This is a genomic window from Micrococcus sp. GbtcB5, from assembly GCF_019091605.1.
Lineage (GTDB): Bacteria > Actinomycetota > Actinomycetes > Actinomycetales > Micrococcaceae > Micrococcus > Micrococcus luteus.
The window spans coordinates 12,588-27,831 of sequence record NZ_JAGXJK010000026.1 but is presented as its reverse complement, the minus strand read 5'-3'; the positions used below and the strand labels follow the sequence as shown (position 1 = coordinate 27,831).

The 15,244-nt window shown below is 74.4% G+C and carries 13 protein-coding genes and 1 tRNA gene; 1 reads left to right on the top strand and 13 read right to left on the bottom strand.

Features of this window, described 5'->3' with window-relative positions:
* Nucleotides 1-123 precede the first annotated feature (123 nt).
* Nucleotides 124-762 carry a GPP34 family phosphoprotein gene (locus KVS67_RS09655; RefSeq protein ID WP_061866917.1) on the top strand — a complete coding sequence of 213 codons (639 nt, stop codon included), beginning with the start codon at nucleotides 124-126 and terminating at the stop codon, nucleotides 760-762.
* Between the two features lie 10 nt (nucleotides 763-772).
* Here KVS67_RS09655 and ilvA read toward each other — a convergent pair whose 3' ends face one another.
* The 13 genes from ilvA to KVS67_RS09590 form a co-directional block, all read right to left on the bottom strand.
* Nucleotides 773-2,104 carry a threonine ammonia-lyase gene (ilvA, locus tag KVS67_RS09650; protein ID WP_061866918.1) on the bottom strand — a complete coding sequence of 444 codons (1,332 nt, stop codon included), beginning with the start codon at nucleotides 2,102-2,104 and terminating at the stop codon, nucleotides 773-775.
* Nucleotides 2,104-3,321 carry an AI-2E family transporter gene (locus KVS67_RS09645; protein ID WP_061866919.1) on the bottom strand — a complete coding sequence of 406 codons (1,218 nt, stop codon included), beginning with the start codon at nucleotides 3,319-3,321 and terminating at the stop codon, nucleotides 2,104-2,106. Before KVS67_RS09645 ends, ilvA begins: the two co-directional genes overlap by 1 nt.
* Nucleotides 3,318-4,289: an aldose 1-epimerase family protein gene (locus KVS67_RS09640; protein ID WP_217565291.1), complete on the bottom strand. Its 972-nt coding sequence runs from the start codon at nucleotides 4,287-4,289 to the stop codon at nucleotides 3,318-3,320. The genes KVS67_RS09645 and KVS67_RS09640 overlap by 4 nt, the downstream gene beginning before the upstream one ends.
* A gap of 121 nt (nucleotides 4,290-4,410) precedes the next feature.
* Entirely contained in the window at nucleotides 4,411-5,286 is an 876-nt protein-coding gene (locus KVS67_RS09635) for a Bax inhibitor-1/YccA family protein (protein ID WP_036384970.1), read from the bottom strand.
* 184 nt (nucleotides 5,287-5,470) lie between these two features.
* Nucleotides 5,471-5,547: transfer RNA gene (locus KVS67_RS09630), tRNA-Leu, on the bottom strand.
* 91 nt (nucleotides 5,548-5,638) lie between these two features.
* Nucleotides 5,639-7,054, bottom strand: coding sequence for an NAD(P)/FAD-dependent oxidoreductase (locus KVS67_RS09625; RefSeq protein ID WP_036316342.1), 1,416 nt, complete (start codon nucleotides 7,052-7,054; stop codon nucleotides 5,639-5,641).
* A 53-nt stretch (nucleotides 7,055-7,107) separates the two neighbouring features.
* Nucleotides 7,108-8,706, bottom strand: coding sequence for a DUF501 domain-containing protein (locus tag KVS67_RS14405; RefSeq protein ID WP_069941636.1), 1,599 nt, complete (start codon nucleotides 8,704-8,706; stop codon nucleotides 7,108-7,110).
* 50 nt (nucleotides 8,707-8,756) lie between these two features.
* Nucleotides 8,757-9,575: a septum formation initiator family protein gene (locus KVS67_RS09615; protein WP_002856544.1), complete on the bottom strand. Its 819-nt coding sequence runs from the start codon at nucleotides 9,573-9,575 to the stop codon at nucleotides 8,757-8,759.
* Between the two features lie 136 nt (nucleotides 9,576-9,711).
* Nucleotides 9,712-10,989: a phosphopyruvate hydratase gene (eno, locus tag KVS67_RS09610; RefSeq protein WP_002856553.1), complete on the bottom strand. Its 1,278-nt coding sequence runs from the start codon at nucleotides 10,987-10,989 to the stop codon at nucleotides 9,712-9,714.
* A gap of 177 nt (nucleotides 10,990-11,166) precedes the next feature.
* Nucleotides 11,167-11,973 carry a MazG nucleotide pyrophosphohydrolase domain-containing protein gene (locus KVS67_RS09605; RefSeq protein WP_217565290.1) on the bottom strand — a complete coding sequence of 269 codons (807 nt, stop codon included), beginning with the start codon at nucleotides 11,971-11,973 and terminating at the stop codon, nucleotides 11,167-11,169.
* Nucleotides 11,974-11,980: 7 nt separating this feature from the next.
* A complete protein-coding gene (locus tag KVS67_RS09600; protein ID WP_036384864.1) occupies nucleotides 11,981-13,192 on the bottom strand; it encodes an adenosine deaminase in 1,212 nt (403 codons plus the stop codon).
* 24 nt (nucleotides 13,193-13,216) lie between these two features.
* Entirely contained in the window at nucleotides 13,217-13,864 is a 648-nt protein-coding gene (locus tag KVS67_RS09595; protein ID WP_036384855.1) for a DedA family protein, read from the bottom strand.
* Nucleotides 13,865-13,868: 4 nt separating this feature from the next.
* Entirely contained in the window at nucleotides 13,869-15,203 is a 1,335-nt protein-coding gene (locus tag KVS67_RS09590) for a thymidine phosphorylase (protein ID WP_036384849.1), read from the bottom strand.
* Between the last annotated feature and the right edge of the window lie 41 nt (nucleotides 15,204-15,244).

Genomic DNA, 15,244 nt, shown 5'->3' with positions numbered 1-15,244 from the left:
AGCCCCCCCCCCCCCCCCGCCCCCCCCCCCCCCCGGCCGCGGCGCCCGGGCCCGCCCCCCGCGGGGGCCCCCCCCCGCCGCCCGTCCCGGGTCCCACCGCGCCCCCGTTGCTACTCTGGCCCCATGCTGACCGTCGAGAAGGCACACCTGCTGCTCACCCGCGAGGACGGGCTCTCCGAGAGCCCCTCCCACCACCGCGTGGCCCTCGCGGCCGCCGCGCTGGCCGACCACCGCTCCGCCGGGATCGTGACCCTCGAGGACGTCCCCGTGGACCGGGCCCGCGTGCTCGTGACCGCGGCCGGCACCACCGGCGACCCCGTCCTGGACTCCTCCCTCGGACAGGTCGACGCCCTGGCCGGCCGACCGCTCGTGTCCACTGTGGCGGCCGGCAAGCCGGACCTGCGCAAGGCCGTCGTCGCCCATCTGACCGAGACCGGCCGCCTCACCGAGCGCAAGGCCTTCCTGGCCACCCGGCACGTCCCCCGGGGCACCGAGCGCACCGAGCTGCTGGCGCACCTGACCGCCGTGGTCCTCGACGAGGCCGAGCCCGCCGACGAGGACGTGCTCCTGCTCGGCGTGCTGCAGCACCTCAACCTCGCCCGACGCCTGCTGCCGGGCTCCCACGAGCGCTACGACCGCCGCGAGATGGTCCGCCGCATCGAGACACTGACGCGCGAGGACCTCCTGGTCCAGGCCGTGCGCCGCGCGGTGGGCGGGACCTCCGGCACCGTCACCGCGGCCGCCGCCGGCTCCGCGGCCTGAGCCGGCCCGGTCAGGGCAGCGGGGCCGGGCTGTAACCGGCCGCGCGCAACGCCTCCAGGACCTGGGCGGAGTGCTCGGCGCCGCGGGTCTCCATGTCGATCGTGATGTGCGCGCCGCCCATGGACAGCTCCGGGCCGACGCGGGTGTGGTCCACGCGCACCACGTTGGCGTCCGTGTCCGCGATGATCCGTGAGATCGTGGCCAGCTCGCCCGGGCGGTCCCGCAGCGGGATGCGCACGGTCATATAGCGCCCCGCGGCCGACAGTCCGGCCTGGATGGACTTCAGCATGAGCATCGGATCGATGTTCCCGCCGGAGAGGATCACGGCGGTGGTGCCGAGCTCGAAGCCCAGGTCCGCCGTGCGGCCCGCCAGCAGGGCGGCCACCCCGACGGCGCCCGCCGGCTCCACGACGAGCTTGGAGCGCTCGAGGAGGTGGACGAGGGCCGCGGCGATCTCGTCGTCCGTGACGGTCACGACGGCGTCCACCAGCTCGGCGGCGATCCGCAGCGGCAGGGCCCCGGGCCTGCCGACGGCGATGCCGTCCGCGATGGTGGACACGCTCTCCAGCACCTGGACGCGGCCCTCCTCGAGGGAGCCGGGGAACGCGGCGGCGGTGGCCGCCTGCACGCCGATGACGCGCACCGTGCGCCCACGACGCCGGGCGGCCTCCTTGAGGGCCACGGCCGTGCCGGCGATGAGCCCCCCGCCGCCGATGCCCATGATCACGGTGTCCACGTCCGGCAGCACGTCGAGGATCTCGAGGCCGACGGTGCCCTGGCCCGCGATCACGGCCGGGTCGTCGAACGGCGGGATGAACACGGCACCGGTCTCCGTGGCCCACCGCTGCGCCTCGGCGAGGGACTCGTCCACGGTGGAGCCGTGCAGGACGACCTCGGCGCCGTGGTCCCGGGTGGCCTGCAGCTTGGGCAGGGCGACGCCGTGCGGCATGAAGATACGGGCGCGGATGCCGAGCTTGGCGGCCGCGAGGGCGACGCCCTGGGCGTGGTTGCCGGCCGAGGCGGCCACGACGCCGCGGCCGCGCTCCTCCTCGCTCAGCTGCGCCATCCGCACGTAGGCGCCGCGGACCTTGAACGAGCCGGCCCGCTGCAAATTCTCGCACTTCAGGTGCACGTCCGTGCCCACGGCCCGGGAGAGCGCCCGGGAGTGCTGCAGCGGGGAGAGCTCGGCGATCCCGCGCAGCGTCTCGCGCGCCCGCTCGATCTCCTCGAGGGTGACGGGCAGCGCCGTCGGGGCCGGCGGGCCGCCGGCGGGCCGCACCCACCGGGGCGACGGCGTCGGGACGGTCCGGTCCGGGGTGTCCGTGGCCTGCGCCGCGCCCATCAGGCGCCGTCCCCGTGCCGGGTGCCCGCGTCGGCCTCGGAGGCGAGGGCGGCGTCCTCGTGCGTCGAGGGGCGGTACCGGTGGGAGCCGGCCGCCTCGTCCTCCGCGCCGCCCGGTTCGAGGGCGTGGTCCGTCCGCTCCGTGAGCTCCTCGGGGGTGTCGGCGGTGAGGGCGCGGACGAAGCTGTTCACGAAGGCCAGCACCGGCACGGCGAACACGGCGCCCGCCAGGCCGAGGACGGTGGAGCCGGCGGCGACGGCCAGGAACACGGCCAGCGGGTGCAGCGCGACGGCCTTGCCCATCACGAGCGGCTGCAGGACGTTCGACTCGATCTGCTGCACGAGCAGCACCACGCCCAGCATGAGCAGCGCGTTGACCAGGCCGTTGGACATCAAGGCCAGGAGCACCGCCATCGCGCCGGTCAGGGTGGCGCCGATCATCGGGATGAACGAGGCCAGGAACACGAGCACGGCCAGCGGGATGGCCAGCGGCACCCCGAGGATCAGGGCGCCGATGCCGATGCCGACGGCGTCGATGAACGCCACGAAGATCTGGACCCGCACGTAGGAGCCGAGGGACTGCCAGCCGGAGCGGCCCGCGCGGCCCACGGTGGCCCGGTGCGCCTTCGGCACGAAGATCAGCAGGAAGCGCCAGATGCGGTCGCCGTCGTAGAGGAAGAAGATCAGGGAGAACAGGGCGATGAACAGGCCCGCACCGATGTTGACGGCCGTGGAGCCGAACGAGACGGCGCTGTTCATGACCGTGGCGGAGTTGTCCCGCAGCGTCTGCCACAGGCCCTCCAGCCCGGCACCGGAACGGGGGATCTCCACGCCCACGCCGGCCAGCCAGGCGATCGCGTCGTCGACGGCCTGGCCCAGTTGGCCGCCCAGTTGGGCGAAGCCCTGGACGATCTGCTGACCGGCGAGCCCCATGAGGCCCACCACGACGACGACCAGCAGCAGCACGCACAGCAGGGCGGCCGCGACGCCCGGCACCTTGATGCGCCGCATCGCCTGGAACACCGGGGCCAGCAGGGTGGCCAGCAGCGCGGCCACGAGGATCGGGATCACCACGAGGCTCACGAAGCCCAGCAGGTACACCACGACGCCGATGCCGATGACGACGGCCACCAGCCGCCAGGACCAGGCCGCGGCCACCGTCAGCCCGTAGGGCACGTCCTTGTCGATCTTGGTCTGGGCCGCCAGGGTCGAGCTCACGCGCGATCCTCCTCGTGTGGGTGGTCGGGGACATGGGGGGTCAGACCCCACTGGACGCTCCAGCGGGCGTGCGGGGCGAGCCGGTGCAGGCCCTCCCCCGAGTTCAGGGCGTCCGCGGGAGCGGTGAGCGGCTCCACCGCTAGTGCCGTGTCACGGCCGGGCAGCCGGTCCGTGACGAAGACGTGGGTGTAGGCGAACGCGTGGTCGGTCCACAGGGTCACGGCGCGGCCGTCCGCGGCGAGCAGGGTCTGGCGGTGCCGGCCGTCGGCGTCCGGGGTCAGGCCGGTGAGGCACACGTCCAGGGCGGCCTCGCCCACGGCCCGGCCGCGGCGGAAGTCCAGGTCGGTGCCGTCCACCGGCAGGGTCTCCACGGGGATGAGGTCCTCCCCCGTGCGGATCCAGGCGTCCGCGGGCACGCGCAGGCTCAGCTCCGCCGTCGGGACGTCCCCGATCCGCAGGAACGGGTGGGAGCCGACCGCCACGGGCACGGTGGCGTCCGTGTGGTTCTGCACCTCGGCGGTGACGGTGAGGCCGCCGTCCGCCTCGAGCTCGTACGTGACGCGGTGGGTGAGCCGGAACGGCCAGCCGTGCTGGGGGTGGATCTCACCGCGCAGGGTCACCGCGTGGGCGGAGAACGTCTCGGTGACGAAGTGGGTGTTGCGCAGCAGGCCGTGGCTGGCGTGGCCGCGCGCGGGTTCGGTGACGTCCAGGCGCTGCTCGACGCCGTCCAGGATCCAGCGGGCGCCGGCGACGCGGTTCGGCCACGGGCTCATCTGGATGCCGTTGGCGGCGGGCGGGACCACGTCCTGGCCGTACGGCTCGGTCAGGTCCACGCCGCCCACGCGGTACCTGCGCAGGGCACCGGCCAGGCCGACGACGACGGCCTCCGCGGACCCGCGGTGCAGGCAGTGCTGGGTGCCGGTGGCGTCCGGAGCCCCGAAGGCGGGCAGGTCGCTGGTCTCGGTCACGAAACCTCCTGAGTGGCGGCGAGGGACCCCCTCAATCTACGCCCTCGCGGACGCAGACCGCCCCGGCCCTGTGCAGGACCGGGGCGGCGGTGCGGGTCTCCGTGCGGGGACGGGGCGCCGGTCAGTCGTTGCCGCGCAGGATGGCGACGATGCGCAGGATCTCGATGTACAGCCAGATCAGGGTCACGGTCAGGCCGAAGGCCACGGACCAGGAGTACTTCTGCGGGGCGCCGTTCTTCACGCCCACGGCGGCCATCTCGAAGTCCATCGTCAGCGAGTACGCGGCGAGCAGCACGGCGATCGCGCCGATGATCAGGCCCAGGCCGCCCTCACGCATGTTGCCGATGCCGGTCCAGGTGAGGACCAGGTTGACGAGCATGAAGACGAGGTAGCCGATCATGGCGCCCATGACGATCTTCGTCATGCGCGGGGTCGGGCGGAACTTGCCCGAGGTGTAGAGCGCCAGCATCACCGCGAACACGGAGAAGGTGCCGAGCACGGCCTGCACCACGATGCCCGGGTAGGCGCCCTCGAAGAACGCCGAGATGCCGCCCAGGAACAGGCCCTGCGCCACGGCGTAGGCCATGATCAGCACGGGCGAGGGCTCGCGCTTGAACGCGTTGACCAGGCCCAGCACGAGGCCGGCGATCGCGCCGATGATCATCAGGCCCGGCGAGAACCAGCCCACGGCGCCCGCCACCACGACGAGCACGAGCATCAGGCCGGTCTTGCCGACGACGTCGTTGAAGGTCATCCGGCCGGTCTGCTCCGGGCCGGCGGAGGGCGCGCGGAAGGCGTCCTCCATGGACTGCTGGTGCGCGTACTGCTGGGCCGCCTGGCCGGCGCCGAACGCCTGGGCCTGGCCGTACGGGCTCTGCTGCTGGCCGTACGGGGACTGCGCGGACTGCTGCCCGCCCTGGTACCAACCGGGCTGCGCCTGTCCGCCGCCCTGCATCTGCTGCTGGAAGTTCTGAGAGTTCATGACCGGATTCGCCACGGCTCACTCCTTCGGGTCGAGTCGGCCCGGTCGCACGCCGCCGCAGTGAGCCGCGTTCGTGCCCCGGGGTTCAGCACGATCCTATCGGGAGGTCTGTGTCCGCGCGCGGGGTCGGAGCGTGGATCCGCGCCGGTTCACCGGCTGTTCACGGTGGGCGCAGAAGCGAGGCGCGCGGGGAGACGCGTGGTGCCCCCGGCGGGACTCGAACCCGCAACACGCCGATTTTAAGTCGGCCGCCTCTGCCAGTTGGGCCACGGGGGCGTGGCGGGCCCGTGGACGCGGGCCCGGGTGCGGACGACGCCGGCCCCGCCCGATGCGCTCGGACGGGGCCGGCGGCCCGCTGGCTGCGGGATCAGCCCTTCGAGGACTCGAGGGCCCGCTGCCGCTCGAAGCGGCCGGGCTCGAGCTCGACGCCCGCGGCGCGGCGGAACGGGTTGAACGGGGTGTCCAGGCCCGCCACCGAGGTGGAGTCACGGCCGAACAGGGTCTCGGCGACCCAGCCGGACAGGATGCGGAACTTCCGCTCCAGGGTGGGCATCGCGTAGCCGTGGTAGCCGCGGTGGGCCAGGAACGCCGGGATGCCGGCGATCTTGGTGCCCAGCGGGTTGCCCACGCCGCGGCCGAAGCCCAGCCCCGCCACGGTGCCCAGGGACTTGTGCACGTACTCCTGCACCTCGCCCTCGCCGTGGCGCACGGCCATGTAGTTGGCGGCCAGACGCTTGGCCTGACGGATGGCGTGCTGGGCGTTCGGGACGCAGAAGCCGCCCGGGCCGGCCCCGGTCAGGTCCGGCACGGCGGAGACGTCGCCGCAGGCCCACGCACCCTCGAGCGCGCCGGCCTCGCCGTCCTTGATCTGCAGGGTGGGGGTGGCCTCCACGCGGCCGCGGTCGTCCACCGGAAAGTCGGTGCTCTTGACCACGGAGTTGGCCACCACGCCGGCGCACCACACGAGGGTGTCCGCCGCGAAGGTCTCCGCCTCCTCCTTGGAGGGCATGGCCACGAGCTTCATGACGCCGTCCGTGGCGTCGCCCAGCGAGGTGTTGAGCAGGACCTCGATGCCGCGGTCCTTCAGGTGCTCCACCACGCCCTGGGCCTGCTCCTCGGAGACCTCGGGCATGATGCGGCCCATGGCCTCGACGAGGACGATCCGGATCTCCGACTGGGAGAGGCGCTCGTTGCGCTCCACGGCGTTGCGGATGAGGTTCTCCATCTCCGCGATGGCCTCGATCCCGGCGAAGCCGCCGCCCACCACCACGAAGGTCAGGGCACGCTTGCGCTCCTCGGCGTCCGTCATCAGGGAACCGGCGTCCAGGCGCTCCAGGATCTGGTTGCGCAGCTGGACGGCCTCCTCGACCGAGCGCAGACCGATGCCCTGCTCGCCCAGACCCGGGATCGGGAACACGCGGGTCACGGCGCCCGCGGTCATCACGATGTCCTGGTACGGGATCTCGAACTCGTCGCCGCCCTCGCCGCGCACCACGGCGGTGCGGCCGGCGTGGTCCACGGACACGACGGCGCCGCGGACGACCTCGGCGTCCTTGAGGTGCGTCTGCAGGTCCACGTTCACGTGGCGGCCCTCGATGTGGCCGCCCACGACCTCGGGCAGGAACGGGTAGTACGTCATGTACGGTCGGGGGTCGACGACGGTCACGACGCCGCCGCGCTCGGCGACCTTCTTCTGCAGCTCGCGGGCGACATGGAACCCGGCGTAGCCGCCGCCGACGATCAGCAGGCGCGGCTTGGGAGACAGTTCAGGGGTGAGAGACATACCGCCAGTCTACGCACGCACGGGCCCGGCCCCTCCACTCTCCGCCGTCGTGGTCAGGACCGCAGCGAGAGCACGATCCCGTCCAGGATGTCGTGCTCGCTCGCCCAGGCCTCGGTGACGCCCGCGACCTCGGCCACCCGCTCCAGGACGGTGCTCCACAGCAGCGCGCCCGCGCCGATCACGTCCACCCGTCCCGGGTGCATGAACCCCCGCTCGGCGCGTTCGGCCCGGGTCGCCGCCACGAGGCCCTCCGCCGCCGCGCGGAACTCGGCGATCGGCAGGCGCGCACCGTGGATGGCCTCGGGCTCGTACGTGCTGAGCCCGAGGGCCTCGGCGGTCACGGTGGTCACCGAGCCGGCCACGCCGACCACGCGCGCCACGCGTTCCAGCGGCAGGCGGGCGGCGGCGTCGTCGAGGAGACGGAGCGCGTCTGCGCGGGCCGCGGTGACCTCATCCGACGTCGGGGGGTCGGAGCGCAGATGACGCTCGGTGAACCGCACGCAGCCCATGTCCAGGCTGACCGCGCCCACGACCTCGCCCGCGGGCGTGCCGACGACCAGCTCGGTGGAGCCGCCGCCGAGGTCCACGACGAGCACGAGGTCCTCCGGGCCCAGGTCCGCGGTCTCGACGGCGGAGACGGCGCCCGGGAAGGACAGGCCGGCCTCCTCGGCGCCCGAGACGACCTCCGGCTCGACGCCGAGCCGCTCCCGGACGCCGTCGACGAACGCGGCCCGGTTGGAGACGTCCCGGCTGGCGGAGGTGGCCACGAACCGGACCCGGCCGGCGTGGTGGCGCTGGACCAGGCGGGCGTACTCGTCGACCGCCGCGAAGGTGCGCTCCAGCGCGGCGTCGGAGAACGCGCCGGTGGCGTCCACGCCCTCGCCCAGGCGCACCACGCGCATCTCGCGCACGACGTCGGCCAGCGGCGCCGCCGGGTCGGCCCCGGCGCCGGTGGTCTCGTCCGTCCCGGCCGGCCGGGAGATCAGCAGGCGGATGGAGTTCGTGCCGCAGTCCACGCCGGCCACCGTGACCTCCTTGAGCGCGGCGACGCGTTCGAGGTGCCTCACGTGCCGGGACAGGTCCTTCGTGGGCACCGCCGCGGCCTCGTCCCACGCGCCCTCGCACGCGCAGACCTCGGGCGTCCACCACGGGGCCACCAGGGCGATCGCCTCGTCCCCGAGCGGGTTCACCCCCGGCCCGGCCGCGAGCGCGTGGCCCACGAGGGCGTGCAGGCACTTCACGCGCTCGGGCATGCCGCCGGCCGAGACCCCGGCGATCTCCGGGACGGGCCCCGTGCCGGCCTCGGCCCCGACCCGGTCCCGCTCGGCGATGTAGGCCTCGTGCGCGGCGCGGTGCGCGGCGGCGAGCACGGGGTCCTGGGCGAGGCGGTCGTTCATGCGCGCCATCTCCCCGTCCGCCTCCACGCGCGAGACCGCCGCCGTCAGCACGGGGTGCGTCAGGTAGAAGGTCGTGGGGAACGGGATGCCGTTGGAGAGGCGCGGCGCGGTGGTCGCCACGAGGGGGTTGCCGCACACGCAGCGGGCGCCGATCTCCACGACGTCCCGGACCGGGCGGCCGAGCTGGCGGGACAGGGTGTCCAGGTCCTTCTCGGTGACGGTGCGGTCCTGGGCGGGGCGGGGGCTGACGGTCATGGTGTCCTCGGGGGTGCGGGGGTGGTGCGGGCGGGGGCGGGACGCGGGACTCACTCGAGCCCGGCGCGGACGGCCGAGTCCCACAGGCCCTCGGCCCACGGCAGGCGGGTGTTGACGGTCTCGTCCGCGCCGGCGGCGGGCGTGTCCTCGGCCTCGGTGTCGGTCTCGGTCTCGGAGGGCCGCCCCGTCACGGAGTACAGGGTCTCCCCCGGCATGACCAGCTCGAGACGCTCACGCGCCTGCTGGGTCACGTAGGAGGGATCGTCCCACAGCTGGATCCGCCGCTCGTAGTCCTCGCGCTGAGCCTGCATGGCGGCGATCTCCTCGCGCGCGGCCGAGATCTCCAGCTGCTGGTTCAGGAACGCGCGCAGAGTGGGCGCCACCAGGACGGCGGCCACCAGCAGCACGGCGACGACGATGAGCGCGCGGCCCGTGATCTGCCGGGCCGGCACCGGCTCCGGCAGCGGGGCCCGACGGCGGGCGGCCGTGGCGGCGGCCGATGCGGCGCGGCGGGGGGCGGGCCGGGGCCGACGCCCGGCCGGGCGGGCCGGCGCCGTCCGGCGCGGGGGTGCCGACGGGGACGCGGGGGCGGCGGTGTCCTCGGCGGGGGCCGTGTCGGCCCGGTCCGCGTCCGGGTGCCCGTCCAGGTGTCCGTGGTGACCGGCCTGGCGGCGCTCCTGGACGCTGTGCAGGTCGATGACCTCGGCGTCCGTCGCCGCGGGCGTCGGCGTGGTGGCCTCAGGGGTCGGCGTGGGCGCGTCCGCCTGCGGGGAGGCCGTCGTCGGGGCCGCCGGGGCCGCGACGGCGGGCCGGCGCGGGGCGCCCGTCGTCGGGTCGACACGGGGCACGCGGGGGCGGCGCGGACTCATCGCGGACTCCTTCGGACGCGTGGCGGGGACCCTCACAGCCTACTGCCCGCCCCTGGCAGGCTCCTGGCCGCCCCCGGGACGGGCGCGGGCCCGCCCGGAAGGATCCGAGCGGGCCCGCGCGTCGTCGTCGGGACGGTCAGCCGCGGAAGCGCGGGAAGGCGGAGCGGCCCGCGTAGACGGCGGCGTCGGCCAGGTCCTCCTCGATGCGCAGCAGCTGGTTGTACTTGGCCACGCGGTCCGAGCGGGCCGGGGCGCCGGTCTTGATCTGGCCGGCGTTGGTGGCCACCGCGAGGTCCGCGATGAACGTGTCCTCGGTCTCGCCCGAGCGGTGCGAGATCATGCAGTGGAACATGTGGCGCTGGGCCAGGGAGATCGCGTCGAAGGTCTCGGTCAGGGAGCCGATCTGGTTGACCTTCACGAGCAGGGCGTTGCCGGCCTTCTCGTCGATGCCGCGCTGCAGCCGCTCCACGTTGGTGACGAACAGGTCGTCGCCCACCAGCTGGACGCGATCGCCCAGCTGCGCCGTCAGGTGCTGCCAGCCGTCCCAGTCGTCCTCGTCGAGCGGGTCCTCGATGGAGACGATCGGGTAGTTGTCCACCAGCTCGGTGTAGTAGGCGGCCATCTCCTCGGCGGAGCGCTGCTGGCCCTCGAAGGTGTAGGAGCCCTTGTCGAAGAACTCGGAGGAGGCGACGTCCAGCGCCAGCGCGATGTCCTCGCCCAGGCGGTAGCCGGCCTTCGTCACGGCCTCGGCGATGAGGTCCAGGGCGGCGCGGTTGGACTCCAGGGACGGGGCGAACCCGCCCTCGTCGCCCAGGCCGGTGGACAGGCCCTTCTCCTGCAGCACGGACTTCAGGGCGTGGTAGACCTCGGTGCCCCAGCGCAGGGCCTCACGGAAGGACGGGGCGCCGATCGGGGCGATCATGAACTCCTGGATGTCCACGTTGGAGTCCGCGTGGGCGCCGCCGTTGAGGATGTTCATCATCGGCACGGGCAGCACGTGGGCGTTCGGGCCGCCCAGGTACTTGTAGAGCATGAGGTCGGAGGCCTGCGCGGCGGCCGCGGCGACGGCCATGGACACGCCCAGGATCGCGTTCGCGCCCAGCTTGCCCTTGTTGGGGGTGCCGTCCAGGTCCCGCATCGCACGGTCCACGGCGCGCTGGTCCGCGGCGAACTCGCCCTCGAGCTCCTCCGCGATGCCCTCGACGGCGGCGACGGCGTCCAGCACACCCTTGCCGCCGTAGCGCTTCTTGTCCCCGTCACGGCGCTCGACCGCCTCGAACTCGCCGGTGGACGCGCCCGAGGGCACGGCCGCGCGGCCCAGGGAGCCGTCGGTCAGCAGGACCTCCACCTCGACGGTGGGGTTGCCGCGCGAGTCGAGGATCTCGCGAGCGTGGATGGCGTCGATCAGGGCCATGGACGGGTCTCCTTCAATCGAAGTCGGAAGTCGTGCCCGCGGCGTGGACACGGCCTCAGCCTAGCGGGGACCTCAGGTTCCGGTCGGCCGCGCGCCGGCGACAAGACCGCCGTTCCCCCCTGCTGCGATGTCGCTGGGGCGCGGTCGGGACTGCGGCCGGGCCGGAGCGGCGTCGCGTCAGCCGGACGGACGCAGCGCCGACCAGTCCCCCGCACGCACCCGGGCCACCGTGGTGCGCAGGGCCCGTTCGGGGTCCAGCCCCGCCGCCCGGGCCCGACGCACCAGCGCGAACAGCTCCGCCCCGAGCGCGGCCTCGCCCGGCCACACCGCCGCCGGGCGCTCTCCCGCCTCGGCGGCCGGCGCCGGGACGTGCGCGGCGAGCGGGTCCGGCTCCTGCCGGGCCGCGCGGTCGACCACCTTCGCGGCGGCGGCCAGCGCCGGCAGCCGGGCCGGGATGCCGCCGACGTCGAGGCCCGGGCCGGTGCCGCCGTCGCCGTGGGCCGGGGCGGCGGACGAGAGCCCCGCGGCGGCCCGCTCCTGCGCCTTGACCCGCTCCCAGGCCAGCTCGACGGCCTCGGGCGTGACGGCGGCGAGCTCCTCGGCCGGGCGCAGGCCGCCCTCGGGAGTGAGCACGAGCGGGTTGCGCCGGATCATCTTGGCGGTGAGGGCGTCGGCCGCGTCGTCCAGGCGGAACCCGGCCGTCTCCGCCGGGGCGCCCGGCGCCCGGGAGACGGCGGCGTGCAGGACCACCTGGAACAGGACGTCCCCGAGCTCGGCGGCCAGGGCGGGATACGCGCCGTCGGCCCGACGCGCGGGCACGTCGGCCCATGCGGCGGCGTCGCGGGACTCGATCTCCGCCACCGCCTCGTACGCCTCCTCCACGAGGTACTCGGCGAGGTCGGCGTGGGTGAGCTCGGCCGTCCAGGGGCAGTGGTCGCGCAGGGCCTCGACCACCGCCACCAGACGGTCCACACTCGCGCTCACGGGCGGATCAGTCGTCCTCGTCCTCGTCGTCCAGCTCCTCGAGGACCGGGCCGACGGCGTCGCCGGAGATGACCTCGCCCCAGCCGGCCACGAGGATCTCGGCGAGGTCCTCGCGCTCGTCCACGGACAGGAAGGCGGCCTCGGCGGCGTTGAGCTGCAGGTCCAGCAGCTCGGAGAGCGAGTAGCCGAAGGTCTCGGCGAGCAGGTAGAGCTCGTCGGTCAGGGACACGTCCGAGACGAGCCGGTTGTCCGTGTTCACGGTGACGCGGAAGCCGAGCTGCACGAGCAGGTCGATGGGATGGCCCGCGATGCCCGCCGCGGCGTCCACCGCGCCGGTCTGCAGGTTCGAGGACGGGCAGACCTCCAGGGCGATCTGCCGGTCCCGCACCCACGCGGCGGTCTCGCCCAGGTCCACGATGCCGGTCAGCTCGTCCAGCTGCTCGCCATCCTCGTCCACGCCGCCGTACTCCACCGAGATGTCCTCGGCCAGGCGCACGCCGTGGCCCAGGCGCAGGGCGCGGCCGTCCACGAGGGCCGAGCGGACGGAGTCCAGGCCGTCGCCCTCGCCCGCGTGCACGGTGACGGGCAGGTGGTGGGCGGCCAGCCACGTGAAGGTGTCGGCGAAGCGGGAGGGCGGGAACCCGGCCTCGGCGCCCGCGATGTCGAAGCCCACGACGCCGGCCTCGCGGTGGCGCACGGCCAGCTCGGCGATCTCCTGGGCCCGGTCGGCGTGCCGCATCGCGGTGACCAGCTGGCCCACGCGGATCACGTGGCCCGCGGCGTCGGCGGCCTCGACCGCCTCGTCCAGGCCGGCCTGCACGGCCTCGACGGCCTCGTCCAGGCTCAGCCCGCCGGCCAGGTGCTGCTCGGGGGCCCAGCGGATCTCGCCGTAGACGACGCCGTCGGCGACCAGGTCCTCGACGAACTCGCGGGCCACGCGGCGCAGCTGCTCGCGGGTCTGCATCACGGCGGTGGTCAGGGCGAAGACCTGCAGGTACTTCTCGAGGGACTCGCCGTTGGCGTGCTCGGCGATCCACTCGGCCAGGCCCTCGACGGTGTCCGCGGGGACCTCGACGCCGGCCTCGCGGGCCAGGTCGAGGACGGTGCCCACGCGCAGGCCGCCGTCGAGGTGGTCGTGGAGGGAGACCTTGGGCAGGACGGCCAGGTCGACCTCGAGCGGGGAGGGGGATGCGGTGTCCGGAAGCTGCGTCGTCGTCACGGGCGTCACTCTACGGCAGGGCGCTCAGCGCAGGGCCTCCTGCTCGGCCAGGGTGAGGCCCTTCACCCCGGCGCCCAGCCGGCGGCGCAGCAGGGCCTTGAGCAGACGGTCCAGCAGCAGGCCCACGAGCGCGGCACCCGTCACGGAGACGGCGATCTGCAGCACCGGGTTCTCCAGCCAGCCCGCGGTCAGGCGCGCGATCATGATCGAGTACGCGGCCCAGCTGGCCGTGGAGAGCAGGTCCAGCGCCACGAACCGCACCGGCGGATAGCGGGTGGCGCCGGCCGTGAGGTTCAGGGCCACGCGGCCGCCGGGGATGAACCGGGCGGTGAACAGCAGCAGCGCGCCGTGGCTGTGCAGGTGGTGACGGGCGACCTCGACCGTGGCCCGCACCCGCCGCAGCCGCATCCACCGGAACCGCTCCACGCCCACGGCACGGCCAATCGCGTACGCGGCCACGTCCCCCAGGAACGCGCCCGCGAAGCCGACCCCCCACAGCGCCCACAGGGAGAACGGGTGCCCGTCGCGGACGATCGCGCCGAGGGCCACCAGCACCGACTCCGACGGGAAGATCGGCACGATGCCGTCGAACAGGCACAGCAGCAGCGTCAGCGGCAGGACCCACCACTGCGCGGAGGCGTGGAGGATCGCCTCCTCGAGCCACGCGAGCATCCGGTCAGCCGATCCGGTCCAGGATCACGGAGCGCTCCCGCAGGGTCCGGGCGGCGTCGTCGTCGAGCTCGCCGACGGCCCAGCCGCCGGCGAGCGCGGCCTTCGCCCGCTCGAAGCGCTCCGGCGTGTCCGTGTGCAGGGTCAGCACCTTCTGACCCCGGGCCACGCGCTCGCCGGGGCGCACGTGCACCTCGACGCCGGCCGCGGCCTGGACGGCCTGGCCCTGCCGCTCCCGCCCGGCGCCGAGGCGCCACGCGGCCAGGCCCACGGCCATCGCGTCCAGCTCGCTGAGGACGCCGTCCGTCTCCGCGACGACGTCCTCGGTGTGGGCCGCCGTCGGGAGGGCCGCGCGGGGGTCGCCGCCCTGGGCCTCGATCATCCGGTTCCACACGTCCATCGCCCGGCCGTTGGCCAGGTGCTCGGCCGGGTCCACGTCCGTGACCCCGGCGCCGGCGAGCATCGCGGCGGCGAGCGCCACGGTGAGCTCCACGACGTCGGCCGGGCCGCCGCCGGCGAGCACCTCCACCGACTCGCGGACCTCGAGGGCGTTGCCGGCCGTCCGGCCCAGGGGCACGGACATGTCCGTGAGCAGCGCCGAGGTGTCCACCCCGGCGTCGCGGCCGAGGTCCACCATGGTCCGGGCCAGTTCGCGGGCGGACGCCTCATCCTTCATGAAGGCGCCCGAGCCGCACTTGACGTCCAGCACGAGGGCACCGGTGCCCTCGGCGATCTTCTTGGACATGATCGAGGAGGCGATCAGCGGGATGGCCTCCACCGTGCCGGTGACGTCGCGCAGGGCGTACAGGCGCTTGTCCGCCGGGGCCAGGCCCGAGCCGGCGGCGCAGATCACGGCGCCCACCTCGGAGAGCTGGCGCAGCATCGCCTCGTTGCTGAGGTCGGCCCGCCACCCGGGGATCGCCTCGAGCTTGTCCAGGGTGCCGCCGGTGTGCCCGAGGCCGCGGCCGGACAGCTGCGGCACCGCCACCCCGAAGGAGGCCACGAGCGGGGCCAGCGGTAGGGTGATCTTGTCCCCCACGCCGCCGGTGGAGTGCTTGTCCGCGGTGGCCAGGGGGCGGCCGTCCGGGGTGGTGAGCCCGCCGAAGTCCATGCGCTCGCCCGAGGCGATCATCGCGTCCGTCCAGCGGGCGATCTCGGCGCGGTCCATGCCGTTGAGCAGGATCGCCATGGCCAGGGCGGACATCTGCTCGTCCGCCACCACGCCGCGGGTGTACGCGTCCACCACCCAGTCGATCTGCTCGGGCGACAGCGTCCCCCGGTCCCGCTTGGTGCGGATCACCTCGACGGCGTCGAAGGGCTCGGCCTGCGGCTGCGCGGTCATGGGGTTCTCCTCGGAGGACGGCTGCGACGGTCAGCCTCCGA